At 61.9% G+C, this 18,712-nt stretch carries 17 protein-coding genes and 2 pseudogenes; 15 read left to right on the forward strand and 4 right to left on the reverse strand.

What is annotated here, in order from left to right; genetic code table 11:
- Window positions 1–304 precede the first annotated feature (304 nt).
- Complete coding sequence (locus OW521_RS02290; protein ID WP_268022594.1) at window positions 305–805, reverse strand: nuclear transport factor 2 family protein; 501 nt, start codon at window positions 803–805, stop codon at window positions 305–307.
- Between the two features lie 207 nt (window positions 806–1,012).
- Between OW521_RS02290 and OW521_RS02295 the strand changes: the two genes are divergently transcribed.
- The 4 genes from OW521_RS02295 (at window position 1,013) to OW521_RS02310 (ending at window position 5,079) form a co-directional block, all read left to right on the forward strand.
- On the forward strand, window positions 1,013–1,999 hold the full coding sequence (locus OW521_RS02295) for an MBL fold metallo-hydrolase (protein ID WP_268022596.1): 987 nt from the start codon (window positions 1,013–1,015) through the stop codon (window positions 1,997–1,999).
- Between the two features lie 1,375 nt (window positions 2,000–3,374).
- Window positions 3,375–3,797 carry a MarR family winged helix-turn-helix transcriptional regulator gene (locus OW521_RS02300; RefSeq protein ID WP_268022597.1) on the forward strand — a complete coding sequence of 141 codons (423 nt, stop codon included), beginning with the start codon at window positions 3,375–3,377 and terminating at the stop codon, window positions 3,795–3,797.
- Window positions 3,798–3,838: 41 nt separating this feature from the next.
- Window positions 3,839–4,717, forward strand: coding sequence for an MFS transporter (locus OW521_RS02305; RefSeq protein WP_268022598.1), 879 nt, complete (start codon window positions 3,839–3,841; stop codon window positions 4,715–4,717).
- The gene (locus tag OW521_RS02310; protein ID WP_268022600.1) at window positions 4,714–5,079 is read left to right on the forward strand and encodes a hypothetical protein; all 366 of its coding nucleotides are present in this window, start codon (window positions 4,714–4,716) and stop codon (window positions 5,077–5,079) included. Before OW521_RS02305 ends, OW521_RS02310 begins: the two co-directional genes overlap by 4 nt.
- Before the next feature lie 273 nt (window positions 5,080–5,352).
- Here OW521_RS02310 and OW521_RS02315 read toward each other — a convergent pair whose 3' ends face one another.
- Complete coding sequence (locus tag OW521_RS02315) at window positions 5,353–6,804, reverse strand: sugar porter family MFS transporter (protein ID WP_268022601.1); 1,452 nt, start codon at window positions 6,802–6,804, stop codon at window positions 5,353–5,355.
- 145 nt (window positions 6,805–6,949) lie between these two features.
- Window positions 6,950–7,498, reverse strand: a pseudogene (locus OW521_RS02320) (Gfo/Idh/MocA family oxidoreductase); the annotation flags it as partial.
- Between OW521_RS02320 and OW521_RS24295 the strand changes: the two are divergent.
- The 11 genes and pseudogenes from OW521_RS24295 to OW521_RS02370 form a co-directional block, all read left to right on the forward strand.
- Complete coding sequence (locus tag OW521_RS24295; protein WP_442781292.1) at window positions 7,496–7,963, forward strand: YaaC family protein; 468 nt, start codon at window positions 7,496–7,498, stop codon at window positions 7,961–7,963. The pseudogene OW521_RS02320 and the gene OW521_RS24295 sit on opposite strands and share 3 nt — an antisense overlap.
- 372 nt (window positions 7,964–8,335) lie before the next feature.
- Window positions 8,336–8,479: a hypothetical protein gene (locus OW521_RS02325; protein ID WP_268022603.1), complete on the forward strand. Its 144-nt coding sequence runs from the start codon at window positions 8,336–8,338 to the stop codon at window positions 8,477–8,479.
- A gap of 290 nt (window positions 8,480–8,769) precedes the next feature.
- Window positions 8,770–8,940, forward strand: a complete 171-nt coding sequence (locus tag OW521_RS02330; RefSeq protein ID WP_268022605.1) for a hypothetical protein — start codon at window positions 8,770–8,772, stop codon at window positions 8,938–8,940.
- Window positions 8,940–9,719, forward strand: a complete 780-nt coding sequence (locus tag OW521_RS02335) for a DUF6338 family protein (RefSeq protein ID WP_268022607.1) — start codon at window positions 8,940–8,942, stop codon at window positions 9,717–9,719. Before OW521_RS02330 ends, OW521_RS02335 begins: the two co-directional genes overlap by 1 nt.
- 220 nt (window positions 9,720–9,939) lie before the next feature.
- A complete protein-coding gene (locus OW521_RS02340) occupies window positions 9,940–11,376 on the forward strand; it encodes an IS1380 family transposase (RefSeq protein WP_268020240.1) in 1,437 nt (478 codons plus the stop codon).
- Window positions 11,377–11,764: 388 nt separating this feature from the next.
- Complete coding sequence (locus OW521_RS02345) at window positions 11,765–12,277, forward strand: SRPBCC family protein (protein WP_268022609.1); 513 nt, start codon at window positions 11,765–11,767, stop codon at window positions 12,275–12,277.
- A gap of 122 nt (window positions 12,278–12,399) precedes the next feature.
- On the forward strand, window positions 12,400–13,293 hold the full coding sequence (locus tag OW521_RS02350; protein WP_268022611.1) for an oxygenase MpaB family protein: 894 nt from the start codon (window positions 12,400–12,402) through the stop codon (window positions 13,291–13,293).
- Window positions 13,280–13,765: a hypothetical protein gene (locus OW521_RS02355; protein ID WP_268022613.1), complete on the forward strand. Its 486-nt coding sequence runs from the start codon at window positions 13,280–13,282 to the stop codon at window positions 13,763–13,765. Before OW521_RS02350 ends, OW521_RS02355 begins: the two co-directional genes overlap by 14 nt.
- Entirely contained in the window at window positions 13,765–14,769 is a 1,005-nt protein-coding gene (locus tag OW521_RS02360) for a hypothetical protein (RefSeq protein WP_268022615.1), read from the forward strand. The genes OW521_RS02355 and OW521_RS02360 overlap by 1 nt, the downstream gene beginning before the upstream one ends.
- Window positions 14,770–15,091: 322 nt before the next feature.
- Complete coding sequence (locus OW521_RS02365; RefSeq protein ID WP_268022617.1) at window positions 15,092–16,129, forward strand: DUF4192 family protein; 1,038 nt, start codon at window positions 15,092–15,094, stop codon at window positions 16,127–16,129.
- A gap of 898 nt (window positions 16,130–17,027) precedes the next feature.
- Window positions 17,028–17,740, forward strand: a pseudogene (locus tag OW521_RS02370) (transposase); the annotation flags it as partial.
- A 54-nt stretch (window positions 17,741–17,794) separates the two neighbouring features.
- Here OW521_RS02370 and OW521_RS02375 read toward each other — a convergent pair.
- Complete coding sequence (locus OW521_RS02375; protein ID WP_268022619.1) at window positions 17,795–18,703, reverse strand: 3-keto-5-aminohexanoate cleavage protein; 909 nt, start codon at window positions 18,701–18,703, stop codon at window positions 17,795–17,797.
- Window positions 18,704–18,712: the final 9 nt, after the last annotated feature.

An 18,712-nucleotide genomic window follows, 5' to 3' on the forward strand; every position in this document is an offset into this window, starting at 1 on the left:
TCATCTGGCGAAGCGGTCGAAGGGCCACCCCCGGAGCGGCCATGTCGACACCCCGCAAAATAGCGGACAATACGCGCGTTTCTACTCGGCGGCGCCATGGGCCAGAAGCACAGGGCCTATGCGAACGTGAACCACATGCACGCCGTGCGCCACGATCAGGGTTGGTGGGGTTCGCGAGCTTCGCGGCATCCGTCGTAGTCATCGCTGCAGCATGGGCCAGACTGCGACCAATCACCCTGCGGTGACTGGATTCGCTCGGGGCAAGGTCTCGCGCTGACCCCGAGACTCCGCAACCGCGGTGCGCCTAAGACCGCAACTCGGCGAATGCCGCATACGACGGATCGTCTGCGGTACGAGAGCTGCTCTCACCAATGGTGATGTCAGCGACCTTCTGTTCGTAGAAGAAGTCGCGGCGGTAGAAGCGACTGTCGATAGCCCAGCGACCATCGCGCTTGGAAAGCTTGTCGATGTAGCGGCCATAGACGCTGCGCACCATGTAGTCCCCGCCCTCCTGGCGAATGAGAGTGGCATTGACGTAGGTCTCACTCGCAGCAAGGTCGCCATTCACCTCAATCGTCGAGTTCGACATCTGATGATGACTCGTAATGAGGGTGCGGTTGTAAACATTCAGCCATTCGATGAGCTCGCGGCCAGGCCCCGAGAAGATACCCGGCCCGTAATCTCCAACCCCGTCATCGTGAAAGATCGAGTAACCGATCTCATTGCCCACGCGGTCCATGGCCCGAAAATAACGGAGCAGCACATTCTGAATTTCCTGCTGTGCGATCACATCGTCGAGAGTCATCACAGAATCCTTTCATCATTGTAAGGAGAGATGGTTCAGATCACACAACTACTTTACCTAGCTAACTACTGTCGGTAGAGTTATCTCCACACGCAAGTGGGACAACTGAGTTGCCTGGGTCGGCACGGGCGACAGAACGAGGAGACTACCCTAATGGGTTTGTGCGACAATTTTCCGGCTGAGGTAATAGCGATGGGCTTCCCCGGCTTGAGCGATCGCACGTCGAACGCGTATCTCGTCGAAGGCAGTCGATCGGAATATCACCTGATCGACTGCGGACCGGACACCGACGCAAATTGGGCACGGCTGGAGTCCACTCTTGCACGCCGTGGGGCGAGCGTCGCGAATGTCGGCAGCGTGACGGTCACCCACGGTCACTTCGATCACTCCGGCATGGCCACTCGGATCAGCAGAGCCTCGGGCGGGACGATCCGCGTCCACGAGGCCGATCTCACGCTCATGACACTGGGCCGGAGCTACGGCGGCAAGGACCCCGAGCGACTCTTGCGCGACTGGGGAGTCCCCTCCGACCGGCTCGCTGAGCTGATCTCTGTGAGCTCTTCGCATATCCCCCAGGGACCACCTGCTAACATAAAGCTGCTCCGCGACGGCGAGGATCTCGGAATCTCCGGTCGGACCCTCATCGTCCTCGCCACCCCCGGGCACACGCCCGGCCACGTATGCGTGATCGACCGTGAACATTCCATCGCATTTGTAGGCGACCACGTGTTGCCGGAAGAGAACCCGGGCGTCGGATTGGGAGGCATCTCGGACCGCAATCCCATGGTCGACTATCTCCGCGCTCTCGACGCTCTGGATGCTGAGAATGTGCGTCTTGGCCTGCCGGGCCACGGTTCGCCCATCAACGATCTCCCGGAGCGGACAGAAGCGATCCGCGCCCACCACTTGCGTCGAGGACGAGAGGTGGCGGCAGCATCGAAAACAACGGCCTCCGTATGGGAGATAGCACAGCGAGTGAGATGGTCTCGCGGCTGGTCGGCGCTTGGCGGCGTTCATCTGTTCTCCGCACTTCACCAGATCGCACAGCATATGGCAAGGAGCTCCGGAAACGCAGACGTCTACAACGCCACGCCAGCTTTGGACGAATTCTCGGATCTCGTCTCCCGGCGCACGCAAAATTTCTCTGATCAGCGCAAGTTTAACCGAAGTACCTCAGCAACCAGCGCGGACTGACGGTGCTGCCGACAGTGCACTCGCGCACGGAGCCGCTCCGGCTTTTCACCGCTGGGCCCAAGATCAATTGGGTTCCAGCGGCCTCCGTCGACTCGAGCACGCGCCCGTATCGCCATGCCTAGACTGCTTCACGAGCTCGCTCGAGCCGTCAATGAGGCCAGATACACACCGGTAGTCGCAATCCCCCACCCGTATGGGGCGTGACCGTCCCAACGTTCGCGACACTCTTTACCAATGAACTCGCACTCGGCTCGGGCAGCACCTCGGGCGCAAGCTCCTGAGGCTGGGCGGGGCGGAAATATTCCGTTTTTCGCAGCGCAGAGCTTCAGATTCGTCCAACGTGTTTTGCGGTGCGTCCTACCAAATCCTGGTAGCCGGCAACTAACATCGAGTCATTGGAACCGGATTTCCGAGGGAAAACCCTGTCGTCTTGCGCCAGCTCCGGCCGGACGCAAAGTCTGGCTGCTCCAATATTGGCCAACGCGGGCGCCGATATTTATGGACGTAGATGGAGTTCTGAAGTGGTCAGAAAGCAGTGCACGACTTACTCGTAGCTCGTCCCGGCGCCAGCCACGAAGCAGACAGCCAATGTCACGCGGGGAGCTTGCCAAGATGCATGGGCTATTGCAGCCGGACAGCAACCAGCCTCATCCCGCGGACGGATTAGTCAATCGATCCTCGACGCCCACTCTGCGGGCAAACACCCAAGTTTTCGCGGAAGGCCCGATCTGTGCAAGGCCGCTATCTCCGATTGCTACCAGAGTGAGCCCTGCGCCGGTACAGTCTCGACGTAGGCAGCCCTGCCGGGCGAGGGCAGAAGCCGGTCCAAGGGCAGGGACCCGATAAGTTTACCCGCAATCATTCCCAGCCCGTCTGCAGCACCCCGGTGTGACGCGAGAGAACGGCGCTCAAAGGATGCATCGTTTGCGCCGCTTTGCCCAGAGACCCGACGCCTCCCATATGCCAGCACCCCACCGCTGCACATTCTGGCGGCTCCCGCTCCTCTACAAAATGTCAGTTTTCGAAGTCGTCTGCATGGAATGTCCGAAGCCGACTGCACAACTTCGACACCCCTCAGCAGGTTCCTTTTTGGGACCCTTAGCTTCGATCCACCCGCGAGGCCGTGGCTGAGCGGCCACCGGTGCGTGGACCGCAGGCAGCGCACGACGGCGCTCCCGTCACCTGACCGACAGCACCCTGGTTTTTGTCGGCGTGTCGTTGACCGGCCGGCGATTACCAGCTTCTCTGTATCCACTGGTGTGTGCCGCGGCGGGCGTACCTCAACCGGCGGGCGTTCGTGATGCATCTGCGGCCTGGCGGCCTGTGGCAACCCCAGTTATATAACCAACTTATATAACTGTGGTATGTTGTGTTCATGCCTGCAGAAGATGCCGCCCTGATCACCCAGCTCATCAGCACCACCCACCGGGTGACCCGCATGGCCGCAACGCTCACGGGCGAGCCACGCAACTCCACGCACTACCGCACCTTGGGCCTCCTGCGCCAGTTCGGCCCCTCGCGCATTGGTGAAATAGCAGCCTACGAACGGATCACCCAGCCCGGCGCCACGAAGATTGTCACAGCACTCGAGGCGGAAGGTTTCGTCGCCCGTGAGAACGACCCCGAGGACGGCCGCGCCTCGGTGATTTCGATCACGCCCGCCGGAAACACCGCGGTAGAGGCCTGGCAGGAGCAAATCTCCGCCGTCCTCGTCCCGCGCTTCGGCAAATTCTCCGATGAAGACCGGGCCGCAATCGCACGGACCCTCATGCTTCTCGAATCCAGCCTCCAGAACTAATCCGGTCCCACTAACACCTCCCAAGAATTAAGGAAGCCCGAGTGAAATCAGCCCAGCTAGAAACACACCCCGACAAGGGATCCATCTTCCAGCAGCCCAAGGCCGTGTGGGCCCTGGCCTTCGCCTCGGTCATCGCCTTCATGGGGATCGGCCTGGTCGGCCCGATCCTCCCGTCGGTGACGAAGTCCCTGGGCGCCACCCAGACCCAGACCTCGTTCCTCTTCACGAGCTATCTGGTGATCACCGGCATCGCGATGTTCTTCACCAGCTGGGTGTCATCGCGCATCGGGGCCCGCAAGACCCTGCTCCTGGGCCTGGTCATCATCGTGGTCTCCTCCGGGCTGGCCGGCTTCGCCTCCTCCATCGAGGCGCTCATCCTTTACCGCGCCCTGTGGGGCCTGGGAAATGCCCTCTTCATTTCCACGGCTTTGGCCGCCATGATCAGCGCCGCCCGCGGCAGCACCGGCACCGCCATCATCATCTACGAGGCGGCCCTCGGCCTTGGTATCGCGGTGGGACCGCTGGTCGGCGGCCTGCTCGGCCAGATCGGCTGGCAGGCTCCATTCTTCGGCACCGCCACCTTGATCTTCATCGCCTTCATCTCAATCCTTGCCTTCATGCCCAAGCAGGAGATTCGTCCGGCCCGCGCCTCGGTCTCCGCCGCCTTCCGGGCCCTGGCGAACCCGGCGATCCTCGTTTTCGCCCTCGTGGCGTTCTGCTACAACATCGGTTTCTTCGTCCTGATGTCATACACGCCGTACGCGCTTGGCTTCACGGCCCTTGGTATCGGCATGGTCTTCACCGGCTGGGGCATCAGCGTGGCCATCACCAGCGTTGTCGGGGCACCTGTGCTCACTAGGCGCTTCCCCCGCGCCGGGTGCTCTGGATTCTCCTCATTCTGTTCGCCTCCGCCCTGGTGACCGCAGGCCTTGTGGTGCACAGCCCCACGGCCCTCGTGGTGATGGTGGTGGTCGGTGGCCTGATCATCGGCATGATCAACACCGTGCTGACCGAGTGCGTCATGGAGGCCAGCGATCTTCCGCGAGCGGTGGCTTCCTCGGCCTATTCGGGCGTGCGCTTCATCGGCGGCGCCATCGCACCGCCGATTGCCGCCTCGCTGGCCGCCACGTTCTCGCAGACCGCGCCCTTCCTCTTCGGCGCGTTCGGCGTGCTGGTTGCGGCGGTACTCGTGATCACCTTCGCCAGGCTCCTGAACAGGGCGGACCGCCGTTTCACCGAAGGCGCGGAGGTTGAAGCAGAGGCAATTACGCTCGGCGAGTAAGCTCCCGCCAGGGCGAGTGAATTGGTCCAGCGATTAAGGTCCGTCGACACCTCAAGGTGTCTGTTTGAAGACAACGCCAATATCAGTTCCGGTTGTCGGCCGTAGTGCGCAGTTTTCGTGCCACAAGAGGTCGGTAGATGCCCGCGTCAGCAACACACCTGGGTTCCTTACCGCGGGCTGGGTTGCATCCCGGAAAGCATCCCGTCCGTGCCATACGTGCGGCACGGACGGCACGGACGGCACGGACGGCCCCAGCATGCCGCCGGAATCCGTCTACTTCGTCTTGTGAACGAGGTAGATGGCGCCGGTGGTGACGTCTTCCTCAAGCGCTTCGAGCGTGCGCCCGCGGGTCTCGGGTACCTGCGTGTAGATGAACACGAGGGCAAGGATGCCGACCACGCCGAACATGAAGAAGGATCCGGTGATGCCGACGGCTGCGACGAGAGTGGGGAAATAGAGGCCCAGGAAGGCGTTAACGATCCAGAGGCAGAAGACCGAGACGCCGATCGCAAACCCGCGGATGTGAAGGGGAAAGATCTCGGACAGCATGACCCACACGGCGATGTTGGGGAAAGTCTGCACGGATCCGACGAACGCGACCACGAGGAAGAGGATAACGAAGGGACGGGCCGGGTTCCCGACGGGCAATGCAATTGAGGCGATACCGATAAGGAAATGGCAAACGGTGGTCAGAGCGAACCCTGTCAACAGGGTCCTACGGCGGTTCATGGTCTGCATAAGTCGAAGTGCGATCAGGCCGCCAATGACTGCAATGACGCCGGGAGCAATGTTGGCGACAAGCGCGGCGCTGGAGCTGAAGCCTGCCTCGACCAGCACGGACTGGCCGTAGTACATGATCGAGTTGATGCCGGTGAGCTGCTGGGCGACGCCGAGGCCGATACCGACGAGCAGGATGCGCAGCAGCCACTTGCTCCGAAGCGCACTCCAGCCCGACCACTTGATTTCCTTCTCCTCGTCGGCGAGGTGCTTGACGTCGGCAAGCTCAGCAGCCGCCCGCTCAGCAGAGCGGATCGACCTGAGGACGGCAAGGGCCTCCTGAGAGCGGCCTTGGGAGATGAGCCAACGAGGCGATTCCGGCATCCGCAGCATGCCGAAGAACAGCGCGAGAGCAGGCAGAGCTGCGACGGCGAGCATGATGCGCCAGACGCCGCCGAACTCGCTCCAGACATTGCCGATGATCGCGTTCAAGACGAATGCGGCCAGCTGGCCGATGACGATCATAAGTTCGTTGCGGCCCGCGAGCGAGCCGCGGATCTCGTAGGGAGCAAGCTCGGCGAGGAACACGGGAACAACGGTGGACGCGCCGCCAACGGCAAGGCCGAGGATAATACGGCCGAGGACCATTACCTCGAAGTTCGGTGAGAAAACGCACGATAGAGTTCCGACGAGGAACATGAGGGCAAGAAGGATTATGGTCTTTCGGCGCCCCCAGACGTCGGATAGCCGGCCGCCCCCGATTGCACCGACGGCAGCACCGAACAGGAGTGAACTGGTCACTATCCCCTCGGTGAGAGGGGTAAGGCCGAGTTCCGTGGTCATCGGCCGGAGTGCACCGTTGATGACACCGGTGTCGTAGCCGAAGAGCAGGCCGCCGAACGTCGCAGTGAGGGCCACCAGACCCAAGCGCTTGCGGTGTGGCCCGTCGGTCAGGGGCGGGAGCGGTGCCGGATTGGGTGCTCCGCGGTGAGCTTGGACAGTTGCCATGAAGACTCCTTTGTCGGGTGGGGCAGGTGATGCTCGCAGTGTCGAAAACAATGCGCAAATTCAGGAATGAAGGCGGGATTCGCTGATCGCTGGATAAAGGTCGACTGGTCCGAGGGGCGATTACCGTCCCTCCCCGGTCCGGTGGTCAGCGGTAAAGGTCAGGTTTAGCTTGCAGTTTCACGGTGACCTTTTCGCCCGACTTCTGGGCTTCGACGCCGGCTTCGCAGCAAACAGCGGTGGCGTAGCCATCCCAGGCGGTGGGGCCGCCGATTTCGCCGCGGCGGGCGGCGTCAACCCAGGCCTGGACCTCGACGTCGTACGCGGCACCGAAGCGCTCCTCGAAACCAGGGGTGACCTTGCCGCCCCAGCGGCCGGCGCTGCGGACGTAAGGACCGCCGTCGCCACCGATGCTCACGATGCCGTCCTCGAAGGACGCCTGGGTGGCGACTTCGTAGCCGAACTTGGCGTTCACGTAGATTTCGACGTCGGCCAGGACACCGGACTCGGTCTCGATCAGGACGTGCTGGGGATCGTGCTGGCTGTTCGGGGCGTTGCGCGTCGCCTTGCCCAGACGGACCTGCACGGAGGTGATTTCCTCGCCGGTGAAGAAACGGATGGCATCGAACTCGTGGACCACGGAGTCGTTGATGAGCATCTCGTTCGTGAAACCCTGGGGCGTGTCCGGGTTGCGGTGACATTTGACGCCGCGCTAGAACAGGCTGAACAGCTATCTACCGCCGCATCGACCGTCGGGACAGCTACCCAACCGATACTTCTGTTTTACGGGTTGTCGCAGCTGGGAAGGGCGATCGCCGCGGTGTCGCCCAAAATCGGGAATGACGAGTACCGACTGAGCGGACACGGAATAAAGGACGGGGATCTGCAGGGGGTGGCCTCGCAGGGCCTGGCTTCGCTCATGGTCCATGGGGAGCCTACGGGCGCGTTTCCCGTTGTGGCTCAAGCGCTTGAGTCCTCTCCTATGAGCGAGCCGGTTCCTCTCGGCACCATCTGGGGTCTACTTCCCGAGGCTGAGAAATTCCGTTTATCTGGCGGTGGCGGTCTGCAGCGTCTCATACTCGTTCCGGAGGATTCATACATTGTGGGGCCCCGGCGCCGGCCCGTGACAGACTTTACCCCCTCCCCGTCGACTTGCAGGTGAGCGCCAACGATCCTTCCGCGACCCGCGGCGTGGTCGAAGGCGAAGGCATCGAGAAAGAAAGAGAACTTCTCCGAGAGCACCTGGCCGATTACCCTCTCTAGCTGGATGGAGTCTGATAAATCCGGTCCAACCCATCCCGTACCAACATGGGTTCAACGGTTCGGAAAGGTGGCTGGACGTCCCACTCCAATTCCCCAAACCCGACACCGTGGCCGAAACAGTTACCTTGGCCGAGCGGGCTTCGGAATATCACGGGGTTCGCTATCTCTACCCCAAACTCGACGACACCGGTCTGCCCGCTCACCCGTTTCTGTTGTGGTGGGCCGTCTTGTTCAGCTCTCCCGTCTGGCCAGGTACGAGCCGAATGGATGGATGCAGCTCACATCTGTTTCGAGAGACGCCAGTGCTGTACCCGTCGAATACATTCTCGGCGAAGCAATCAAGGCGGTGCCGGAACTCGCACTTCACGCCATCACCCGCTCTGTCCGCGAGAAGATGACGTCTAACCATGGGTAGTCCGGTGCTGACTACGCTGGCAAACTACCCCACTTGCGGACAAGGGACATGCGCTCTTTCTGCGAAACACGATTCCGATAAGGCTGTGAGCCCGATGGCCATGGCTTGGCTCGCCCAGGCGCTCGGCGATAGCTACCTCAACGAATGGGGCTTTCAATACGCCGATCTATTTCGCAGACCTCCGCCTGGGACCCCCAAGCCATCCCAGCTCCCGAAAATCTGTACCCCTCGTTCTAGAATTGTCCTTGTGCGGAACACCGCCCAAGATCGCCGAGGAAAGGACCATCCAGATGGCCGACGAAGAGACCCGCCCTGCCCCGACTTTCGGACTCATCGAAAAGGGCTTCCTCACCGTCTCCTCCCATACGGAGATAGCGTCAAACCAGTCAGTCGCGGATATTATCGCCACCCTGACCAGCACCGCAGACACGAGCACCTCGGCGGGCTCTGACAACGACTAGTGCCAACTTCGGCATTCGGCGTCCTCGTATTCATCCTGGCCGTCGCACCCGGATTCTACTACGAACTGGTCCGCGGCCGGCGATACACTCGGACTAAAGAATCAGCCTTCTACGAGGCCAGCCGGGCAGTTGTCGCCTCCGTTGTTCTTGGTGTCTTCGCAGGAGCGCTGGCGTTCTTGTTTTGGCTCTATATCCTGAGCCCGGAAGACCCTCCCGACGTCACCGCCCTACTTAAACGCGACCCCCAGTACCTAGGCGCCCACACTCGACAACTAGTCGGCGGTCTGGCCGTCTACCTAGTGGCAAGCTTCCTATTTGCCCGCCTCTGGATGAAACTCCACGGGCTATACGACCGGGCCAAGGCAAAGTTCCCTTGGCTTTCCCAAGGGGTCACATCCTCTCACTCCCTTTGGACCGAAGTCCTCCAATCACGCGCGCCGAAAGGCCACATTTCGGTGGCAAGGGTCCGAATGAAGTCGGGTGAGATCTGGGTCGGCCCCGTCTTAGGTTTCAGTACTGAGCACGAGTTGGCTGATCGGGAACTGGTCCTCCACCAACCGATCCATTTCGCCAGCTCAAAGACCCCTACCGCTCTCTCCCCAACACCGTTTAGCTCCATCATTCTTAAGGGTCCCGAAATCGAGATGATCGCCGTCGTAGGTTGCGCGCTAGACGAAAAGCTTCCCAAAAGCCATCGGCGAAAACGCGGCAGAGCCAACCTACAGACTCCAGCTGCGGCGGCAAACGAAGCCTCCAATACTGCGGCCAACACACCTTGACTCATGCCAATCCCGTTAACCGCTGCCGCGACCGTCGGATGAATAACAACCTTGAACATATTCAAGGGCTCCGAGCTTGCTGATAGTCGCGAGCCCTAACCCGGGGTTTTCGTGGCCAGCTGGCGCGAGTGGCGCGTTAAAGCAGTGAAAGGGTGCTCTGAGCTGGGAAAATAGTGGTATTCGACGCCATATTTTCCTGATCGTGAGGAGCACCCTTTCGATGCATCATTTTACCCGGCTTTTCCCTGCTGCAGCGGTTGGCTTCACCGGCCAGTCACTGGTGTCCCACGCCGGAACGAAGATTCTGACGGAATTGATCGACGCGCTGGGTTTCCGCGGACTCTGCGAGGACCGGCTTGGCCAGTTCGCTCCTTCCGGCGCCCGACACCGGCCCGGCCGGCTCATCGCTTCCCTGGCCCTGATGCTCGCTGGCGGCGGCGAGCACGTCAGCGACCTGGACATGCTGCGTTCCTCGCCCGGGATCTTCGGGCCGGTGCCCTCGAACGCGACCGTGTCCCGGTTTTTCGAACGCACCGTCGCCAACCCCGAACTGTTCAGCTACGGCTTCGAGACCCTGACCCGGGAACTGCGGTCCAGGGCCTGGGACGCTGCAGGGAACTTCGAACCCGGCGGCCAGGCAACCGCCGCCGATCCCTTGATCGTTGACTTGGATGCCACGTTGGTGACCTCGCACAGTGACAAGGAACTGGCCGCGGGCACGTACAAAGGCGGGTACGGTTTCTCCCCGTTCATCGCCAGCATCGATTACGGCACGGGCAACGGCACCGGGGAAATCCTCGCCTGCGTGTTGCGGCCCGGCAGCGCGGGGGCGAACAGCGCCGATGACCATATCCGTGTCTTCGAGACCGCCACGGCCCAGTTGCCCGAGAGCTTCTTCCCCGATGGGAAGCTGGACGGGCAGAGGATCCTGGTCCGCACCGACAGTGCCGGCGCCTCGCGGAAGTTCCTCTGGCACCTGCACTCCTTGGGCGTGCAGTTCTCCGTCTCGTATCCGGTCCCGGCAGCCAAAGCCCACATGATCGACTGGATCAACGACAAACAGTACTGGCAACCGGCCCTGGACCAGCACGGGACCGACCGCACGAACGCGTGGGTCATCAACGCCACCGAAGTGATCCCGCTGAAGGACTACCCGCCGGGCACGAACATCTACCTGCGGGCCGAGCCGCTGCACCCCGGCGCGGCCCCGACCCTGCTGGATCTGGACGGGCACCGCATCACCGCGTTCCTGACGAACGCACCGCGCTGGCACGGACCGTTCCTGGATGCCCGGCACCGGGCCCGGGGCCGGTGCGAGAACCGGATCAAGACCCTGAAGAACACCGGCCTGGGCAAGCTGCCGTTCTACGATTTCGCCGCGAACCAGGCCTGGGCCAACATCGCCGCCCTGGCATTGAACCTCACCTCCTGGCTGCAGCTCACCGCCCTCCCGGAAGGCCACCACGCCAGGTCCTGGGACATCAAACGCTGGCGCTACCGGCTCTTCGCGACCGCCGGGAAAATCATCACCCGCGCCCGCCGGAGGACCTTGCTCCTGCCAGACAGGGCACCGGAGAAACAGCTCATCACCGTCCTGCTGGACCGGATCAAAGACCTCCCAGCGCGACTGAAAAGCGCCCCGGCAAAGCCTACGTAGCCAGGTCCAAGGTTCCAACCGCCACGACACAGAACAAACACCCAACGGAGAAGTGGAAATCCGCGCCGATCCCGGCGGCACCAGGGCCACTCCAGCCCCGCCAAAATCCAGATCACAGCCGATCAGCGATCAACGCCGCCCCCGGCCGGCCCACCAGCGGCAGATGAAAAATCTGGGCTAATTCCCAAATGCAGACAATTGGATCCACCTTGTGCCAATCAATCAAAAATCTGGTCGACGCATCCAGTGAAATTCATGATTCTCGGGCTTTGGTCGTTCCAAGTTGCTCGACTACAGTCACCCAAGTCTCTTGCGAAACCCATTCCCCTCCCGGTCAAAGGCCCGAAGCGCCGCCGAGCGGAGTTGGTCATCGTGCCAAAATAGAGCCATGTCCTCTCGCCTCTTCGACCTCAGTTCCAAATGGCACCTCCCCGCCACCCCTGAAGCCGTGTGGGCCATCATCGCAGACATCGACATGAGCTGGCCCAAGTGGTGGCCGCACTGCAGCTTCGCGGCACCGCTAGTCCGAACCGAGGCCAAGAGCAACTCTCAGGAGGACATCCTCAAAGCAACTACCGCCTACCTCAACTTCAAGGCATCCCTGGGTTACACCCTCACCATCAGCATCCACCCAACTGAGGTCACCGCCCCAAAGGAAATTGAGTTCGACGCCGGCGGCCATCTCGAGGGCACCGGCAAGGTCACCCTTATCCCGGAAGCAAACGACAAAGCCACGCGTTTGGACATCGAATGGCGGGTGCGCCCCACCCACCGTTGGATGCAGCTACTCACGCCGATCGCGGCCCCGGCCTTCACAGCAGCCCACACCCTCATGATGCGCCAGGGCGAAAAGGGCCTGCTCCGGGCCTTGGGCGAAGGTGCCCCAAAAAAGACAAAGTAGACCCGTCTACACGTTAACTAGCCACGCGATAGCAACGGTTCTACCATGGAATAGGTCCGCTTAGCTGGGGAGCTGGAGCCCAGCTTCGAACGCGGACTTCGGACACGGCGAACGGGGGCACTGTGAACATCAACACCACCCTCGCCGCGAGCCTCCACCGCCAGCAAACCGCCTCCCCCAGCGACTGGGAGACCACATTCCGCCAGGTGGCGCTCTTCGATCTCGCTGCGGACATGGAACTCGGGTTCTTCCTCGCGTACTACCGCAACTTCGCCATCCCAAGCATCGCAGCGACCCTCCATACCAATGCCGAGATCCAGCAGCGCCCCATGAAGCGCTCGTACGACACGGCCATCGTCATCTACGAGCTCATCGCCAGCGGCCTGGACAGCGACCGCGGCCGCACCATGGCCGAGTTGCTCAACCGTGTGCACCGCAACGTACCCGGAAGCAAGGACGACTTCCTCTACGTCCTCCTCACACTGCTGGTCGTACCGATCCGCTGGATCCAAAAACATGCCTGGCGTCAAGCCACAACAGCTGAGCTCGCGGCCGCCTCACACTTCTTCACGGAACTGGGCACCCGCATGAATATCACCGACATGCCGGCCACCTACGCGGAAGCCGAGGAATTCTTCGACCACTACGAGGCCACCCATATCGCTCCGTCGGCCGAAGGCCAACTCCTCATGGACAGCACAGTCCGGGTTTTCCAGAGCCGGCTACCAGCTCCCCTGCGCCCCCTGGCGAAACCGCTCATAAGCACAATGCTCGACGACGACCGCCTCACCGACGCGCTCGGCCTCCCCCGAGCGGGCCGGATCTCCCGAACAGCCCTCAAAACCGGACTCGCCGCACGCAACGCGATCCACCGCAGCCGTCCGCTGAAAACCAAACCACATTTCACCCCCGGTCACGCCGGCTCGAGCCTGTACCCCAGCGGGTACACACTGGACCAGATCGGCCCGGTCAACGTTCCGTCCTCACGTGTCCCGTCCGGCAATGAACTACCGTGAAGCCCGCAAAATAGCGAGGAAGGCAGAACACGCGTTCAGCTTGCCCAACGACGCCACGCTGCAGCTCATCCACGAGAAACTTGAGCAAAAACGCGGCAGGACCATCACGGTGGAAGAGCTTCCCGAATTAGCCGGTGAAGAACTCTGCGGGATCTGGCTTATCTGCGAGGACCAGGACATCGTCCTCCACGCACCGACTAGGTCCGACTGGCACCGGCAACAGATCATCCTCCACGAATTCAGCCACATGATCCTCGACCACGATCTTGATGGCCAAAGCAGCGAATTGGCCAAAAGCCTCCTCCCCGACCTCGACCCCGAACGGGTGCTGCGCGCCCTCGCCCGTAGCAGCTACACCGACAACGCAGAACTCACCGCTGAAGCCCTCGCCGATCAGCTGGCAACACGCATCATCAACAGCGACGCCGGTACGCCGCCGGAGCCGTTGGCGTTCCGCAAAGTGTTCGGCTGATGGAGTACGTCCCGGCAGCCACCCTCTGGGTATTGACGATCCTCCGGCTGCCGGCAGCGCTCGATCCACACCGCGGCAGCGTCTTCCGTGCGACCATCCTCGCTGCAGTCGCCTGCACCCTGTACATCCCGGCGGTCTACTACGGCGTGGATCCGTTGCTCGGCGGCCGGAACCACGTCGGTCTGGTGACTCTTTTGTCTCTGCTCCTGGGATTCTGGCAATTCCGGACGGCCATCCTACTGGCGGCGGTTGAAGACAGTGAAGTACGACGTCGGCAACTCGCCTTCGGTCGGTGGGCTGCGGTCATCTCGTGCTCGGCAGTGACGGCAGGATTTCTCACGAGCCGCGCCGACGCCACTGATCCCAACTTGCCTCTGACCTACGGCGACCAACCAGGGATGGCGGTGTTCCTCTGGAGCGGGTCCGCGTTCATCATGTGGATTTGTCTCGATATCGCACGGGTGTGCCATGACAATGTCCCCAGCATGCGGGCGCGTGCATTCCGATCTGCCTTCGTCCTCATCGCCATCGGATGCGTCCTCTTTGCTTTGGTCCTCGTCGACCGTCTGGTCTATGGAGTCCTAACGAAGATCGACGGCGCTGCCAGCCCTTCTGCGGCCGTCCTGACCGTCCTCTATTGGGTGGGCGAAACGTTTGCAGTTCTCCTGGTGGGCCTCGGGCTGCTTCTCCCCCGGCTCGAAGGCCAGCTAAAACACGGCAGATTCCTACTCCATGTCCGGCTCTTGCTATTGGAAATCGGGCCGATCTGGAACCGTGTGGCTTTCACCCACCACGACTTGATCCTCGAGAAGCGACGGGCCAGCGCGCTCATCGTCCTCAGCCGGCACGCCGAAACACAGCTCCATCGCCGACTGGTCGAAATCCGCGACTGTGAAATGGCCAGCCCCACGATAGACGGGCGCCTCGACGCACACGACCGCTCCGTCGTCGAACGCGCCGAACTCGCCCTCGAGAGACGCTCCGGCGCACGGCTCACACCATAGATTCCGTTCGTACGTCACGAGGCTCGAGCGTCATGCCGCGCTGCCCCGACGCAGCTATGAATAGCCAGAAGATTCTTCGCTGTTTGTCATTCTGATGCTCGATCATTGCTGGGCGGGACCTCCGCGCAACCAGGGCGCCACGCGCCGCTCCCAATCCAAAACTTCGCTCGGCGCTCCGCTTATTTCCTCGCGAACTTTTGGATCGTTCCCGGTTCCCCAAGTTGCACTCCGGCCCCTCATGCCCAGCGGTGAATCCTCTACCAGAACGACGCCGAAAGCTAACGCCCACGGCTGACGCTGCCGCCTCTGAAGGAGAAGGATCATGGAAACGCTCACCATCAAAACCCCTGCCGATGTCCTCAGCTTCATCGGCCACACCCTCGGCTTCTGGCCGCAGGAAAGCCTCGTTTGCATCACCCTGGACACCAACCACATCGGCGTGACCCTCCGGGTGGACCTCCCCAAGCACGACGGCGGCGAACTCGCCTACGCGCGAACCGTCGCCGGCTACCTCGCCAACGACACGAACGCCACCAGTGCTTTGTTTGCCGTCTACACCTCGGCCGCGCCAACAGCCGGCCAGGACAAACCATATGCATCAGTCATCGCCGCCCTGACCGGCGCGCTGGCGGAGCGACACATCACCATCCGCGACGGCCTCCTCGTCGGAGACCAGAAAGTTTCACCGTACGACGACGAGCCAAGCCTTGATCGTGCCCTACCCCTGTCGATGGTCGACTCCAGCGAGATCAACGCCGAGCTTGTCTACCGCGGAAGTGCGGTCGCACGAACCGGTCGGATCGTTTTGCCGGCATCGAACAAAAGGACAACAGCGTTTGATGCCGTTGAAGGCCACATTGAATCGATCGGAAGGTGCCACGACCACAGCGCAATCGAGAAGGCACGCACTCTCTGGGCAGGCATCCTCGGGGCCAAAACCTACCCGAGCGACGACCAAACCATCGCCCTGATCGCTAACTTCCAGTTCGCCGCAATCCGCGACCAACTCATCGCCGACATCCCAGGCGTAGACGGCCCCATGGAACAAATCCTTCTGGCTCAGACTCCTGGCAAGCCGCAGTGGGACCGCGTCGAATGGGCACAGCAAATACTGCTTCACGCCTACACCCACAGCAGTACCAAACACTCAGCACCTCTGCTCACCGCCATCGGCTACATCAACTGGTGGGAAGGCCGGGGAAGCAAAGCCCACCAATTCATGCAACTCGCCCTGGAAGCAGACCCCAGCTACCGCTTGGCAAAGCTCAGCGACCAACTCCTCAGCTACGGAATGCTCGCCGGCTGGAATATGGACAAGAACACGGCCTACCGGACTCGGGGGCTGGGAACGTCGGATTGACGAAAGGTCCATTACCGGGCCAGTTGACCAGGACGAGTTTCGTTTAATGCAAGAACTCGTGTCCGTTGTGGATTGCCACTCTAGTTGGCGAAGTGCCGGATGATTCTGCGGACCTTATCAGCTATCTGGCAACTCATCCTTGGATTGTCGGTCACATCTGGCACCGGCGGCTCTCTGTTGATCTCAACGAGCATCTGAACTTCGACACCGTCGCTAGGACAGTTCCCCAATCGACGCGCCTGGGCGACCTGTTGACTTGGCAGAACGAGGGATACGTCGTCATCGCCGTCCGGCCACACGGGCCGATGCTGCGCCGCCTTGCCGATACCGACACCGTATGGGTGGACGTGCCCTCCCTTACCCACGAAATCACTGTGGCTGACCGACCTGAGCCCGGTGACCAAGACCGATTTGGAAACCGCCTGCTGGTGGGTCGGACTCCGATGCATCGGGCGCAGTCCCCCGCCCCGGCTACGGTTCTGGCGCCTCCAAACAAAGCCGCGAAGCCCTCAAGGTCAGCGAGCTATCTGTCGCCGGCTATAAGGCATCCGTGCGTAGCGTTCAGCGGAAACAGCAGCAATATGCGAGGCACGGTGTCGACGGACTCACCGACCGCCGGATCCACACGCGGACTGATGATGGCCACGTCCACTCAAACAAGGGGCACCTGTAGAGCGTTCGGCCGGGCCGATAATGGACCTCAGCGCCGGCCAGGAGGCCGGGACGCCGCGTTAGCCATCTGCCGCGGCGACGCACCCCTGCCGGGCGTCCCGGCCTGACCCGGCGACAAGGTACGCATCGGCAGGACCCGAACCTCTCACGACAGAACTGTCTGCCGAACCTCCCGCGAACCTTGCATCCTCGGCAGTAGCTGGAACTTCCACACCTTCAAATGTGGCTCCAGGCCCTGATCGAGGGCCAGAACGACCCGGCAGCGCTGGCCGATCTCGCGAAACGGAGCACGCGACGGAAGATCCCCGCGCTGACGGAGGCGCTGACCGGCCGCTTCAACGCCCACCACGCATTCATGGCCCGGCTGTTCCTGAACCGGATCGACGCCCCCAGCAAGGACATCGCCACCCTCGACGCGCGGATCGATGAGCTCATGCAGCCTTTTAGCGCCGCCCGGGAACTGCTGGCGACAATCCCGGGCATCATCAGCCGAACCGCCGAGGTCATCATCGCCGAAACCGGGGCGGACATGTCCGTTTCCCCGCTGCTGCGCACCTGGCATCCTGGGCCGGCACCGCGCCGGGGGCCAACGAATCCGCCGGGCGGGTCAAATCGACCAAGACCAGGCCCGGGAACCGCTACCTGAAACGGGCCCTGGGCACCGCCGCAATGACCGCGGCCCGATCACAGACCACCTATCTCGGCGCGAAATACAGGCGCATCAAGTCCCGGCGCGGGCCAATGAAAGCACTCGTCGCCGTCGAGCATTCCATCCTCATCGCCATCTGGCACATGCTCAACACCGGCGAATGCTACGCCGATCCGGGCCCGGACTATTACACCCGACGCCAGCCCCTACGCAGCAAGGAAAGAGCCATCCAACAACTCGAAAGTCTCGGCTACCAGTTCACCCTCGAACCGCTCCAGCACACCGCATAACCCGCACACTGACGTCCAACCCCGGGCCACAGCCGCGACCACACAATTTTCGCGTCAGCTGACGGGGCTCAATTCGCTCGACAGGGCAGTGAATGCTTCGTGCCACTTGGCGACTGGTCGGCCGACCTCGTTGGCGACGTCAATGACCTGCTGCACCATCTCTGCGTTTGTCGTGCCGACTACGCGGAGCGGGTCTTCCTGGCCGGTGCGGATGTTGCCACCCTTTTCGATGGCGTACTTCAGCAGGTCGCTCTTCAGTATTTCTCCGCCCATTAAAGAGACGAACCAGGGGATGTTTGCTCCATCGATAAGGTCGAGGTAAAGGTCCAGGGCCTCTTTGGTGGGCGGCAGTCCGAAGGTTGATCCGGACCCCTTGGCGCCCCAGGCGGGCCCTCCCGCAAAGTAGAACTTCGCCACGGTACCAGGGGTGAATTTGCCGGCGGCTCCCAGCGAGCGTACCCAGGTCAGGAATCCTGGGTTGAAGATGCCGAGAGAGACCGGGACGCCGAACTTATGGGATAGTTCGACCATCTTGGTGGCTTGGCTGAATGTGGTTCCGCTGACGATGGACCCCGTCATTAGCCCTTCCTTATCGGCCCTGCCGTGTTCGGTGGTGCCTGGGTCGAAGGCAAACATGGTCATCTGTCCCGACTCGTGAAGCGGGCGCAGGTGGCGCATCTGTTCCTCGACTTTGTGTCCAGGCATGTACGCGGGGTAGAGCAGGGCGCCGGGGTGCTCGGAGAGGACGCGTCGGTTGATATCGATAACCTGGGCAATCGCGTCGTCCAGGCCGAGGCTGAAGTCGTGATGGATGTGGACGATCCCGGCTCCGGCTGCCAAGCAGTTCTTGGCCTCGGTTACGATGCCCGCGGTGGTCTGTTCTTCGCCGCCGGTGTTGGCGACGACGCCTGACATTGCCGTTTCGATGACGAGCGGGCGCTCGAGTTGCACGTTCTTGGACATGACTCATTC

Origin of the sequence: Arthrobacter sp. MMS18-M83 (assembly GCF_026683955.1) — a bacterium.
GTDB lineage: Bacteria > Actinomycetota > Actinomycetes > Actinomycetales > Micrococcaceae > Arthrobacter.

What these genes read in the sequence shown, in the direction of transcription:
- OW521_RS02290 (WP_268022594.1), bottom strand. Translation starts at nt 805, where the DNA reads ATGACTCTCGACGATGTGATCGCACAGCAGGAAATTCAGAATGTGCTG.
- OW521_RS02300 (WP_268022597.1), top strand. Translation starts at nt 3,375, where the DNA reads ATGCCTGCAGAAGATGCCGCCCTGATCACCCAGCTCATCAGCACCACC.
- OW521_RS02315 (WP_268022601.1), bottom strand. Translation starts at nt 6,804, where the DNA reads ATGGCAACTGTCCAAGCTCACCGCGGAGCACCCAATCCGGCACCGCTC.
- OW521_RS02325 (WP_268022603.1), top strand. Translation starts at nt 8,336, where the DNA reads ATGCAGCTCACATCTGTTTCGAGAGACGCCAGTGCTGTACCCGTCGAA.
- OW521_RS02330 (WP_268022605.1), top strand. Translation starts at nt 8,770, where the DNA reads ATGGCCGACGAAGAGACCCGCCCTGCCCCGACTTTCGGACTCATCGAA.
- OW521_RS02340 (WP_268020240.1), top strand. Translation starts at nt 9,940, where the DNA reads ATGCATCATTTTACCCGGCTTTTCCCTGCTGCAGCGGTTGGCTTCACC.
- OW521_RS02345 (WP_268022609.1), top strand. Translation starts at nt 11,765, where the DNA reads ATGTCCTCTCGCCTCTTCGACCTCAGTTCCAAATGGCACCTCCCCGCC.
- OW521_RS02355 (WP_268022613.1), top strand. Translation starts at nt 13,280, where the DNA reads ATGAACTACCGTGAAGCCCGCAAAATAGCGAGGAAGGCAGAACACGCG.
- OW521_RS02360 (WP_268022615.1), top strand. Translation starts at nt 13,765, where the DNA reads ATGGAGTACGTCCCGGCAGCCACCCTCTGGGTATTGACGATCCTCCGG.
- OW521_RS02365 (WP_268022617.1), top strand. Translation starts at nt 15,092, where the DNA reads ATGGAAACGCTCACCATCAAAACCCCTGCCGATGTCCTCAGCTTCATC.
- OW521_RS02375 (WP_268022619.1), bottom strand. Translation starts at nt 18,703, where the DNA reads ATGTCCAAGAACGTGCAACTCGAGCGCCCGCTCGTCATCGAAACGGCA.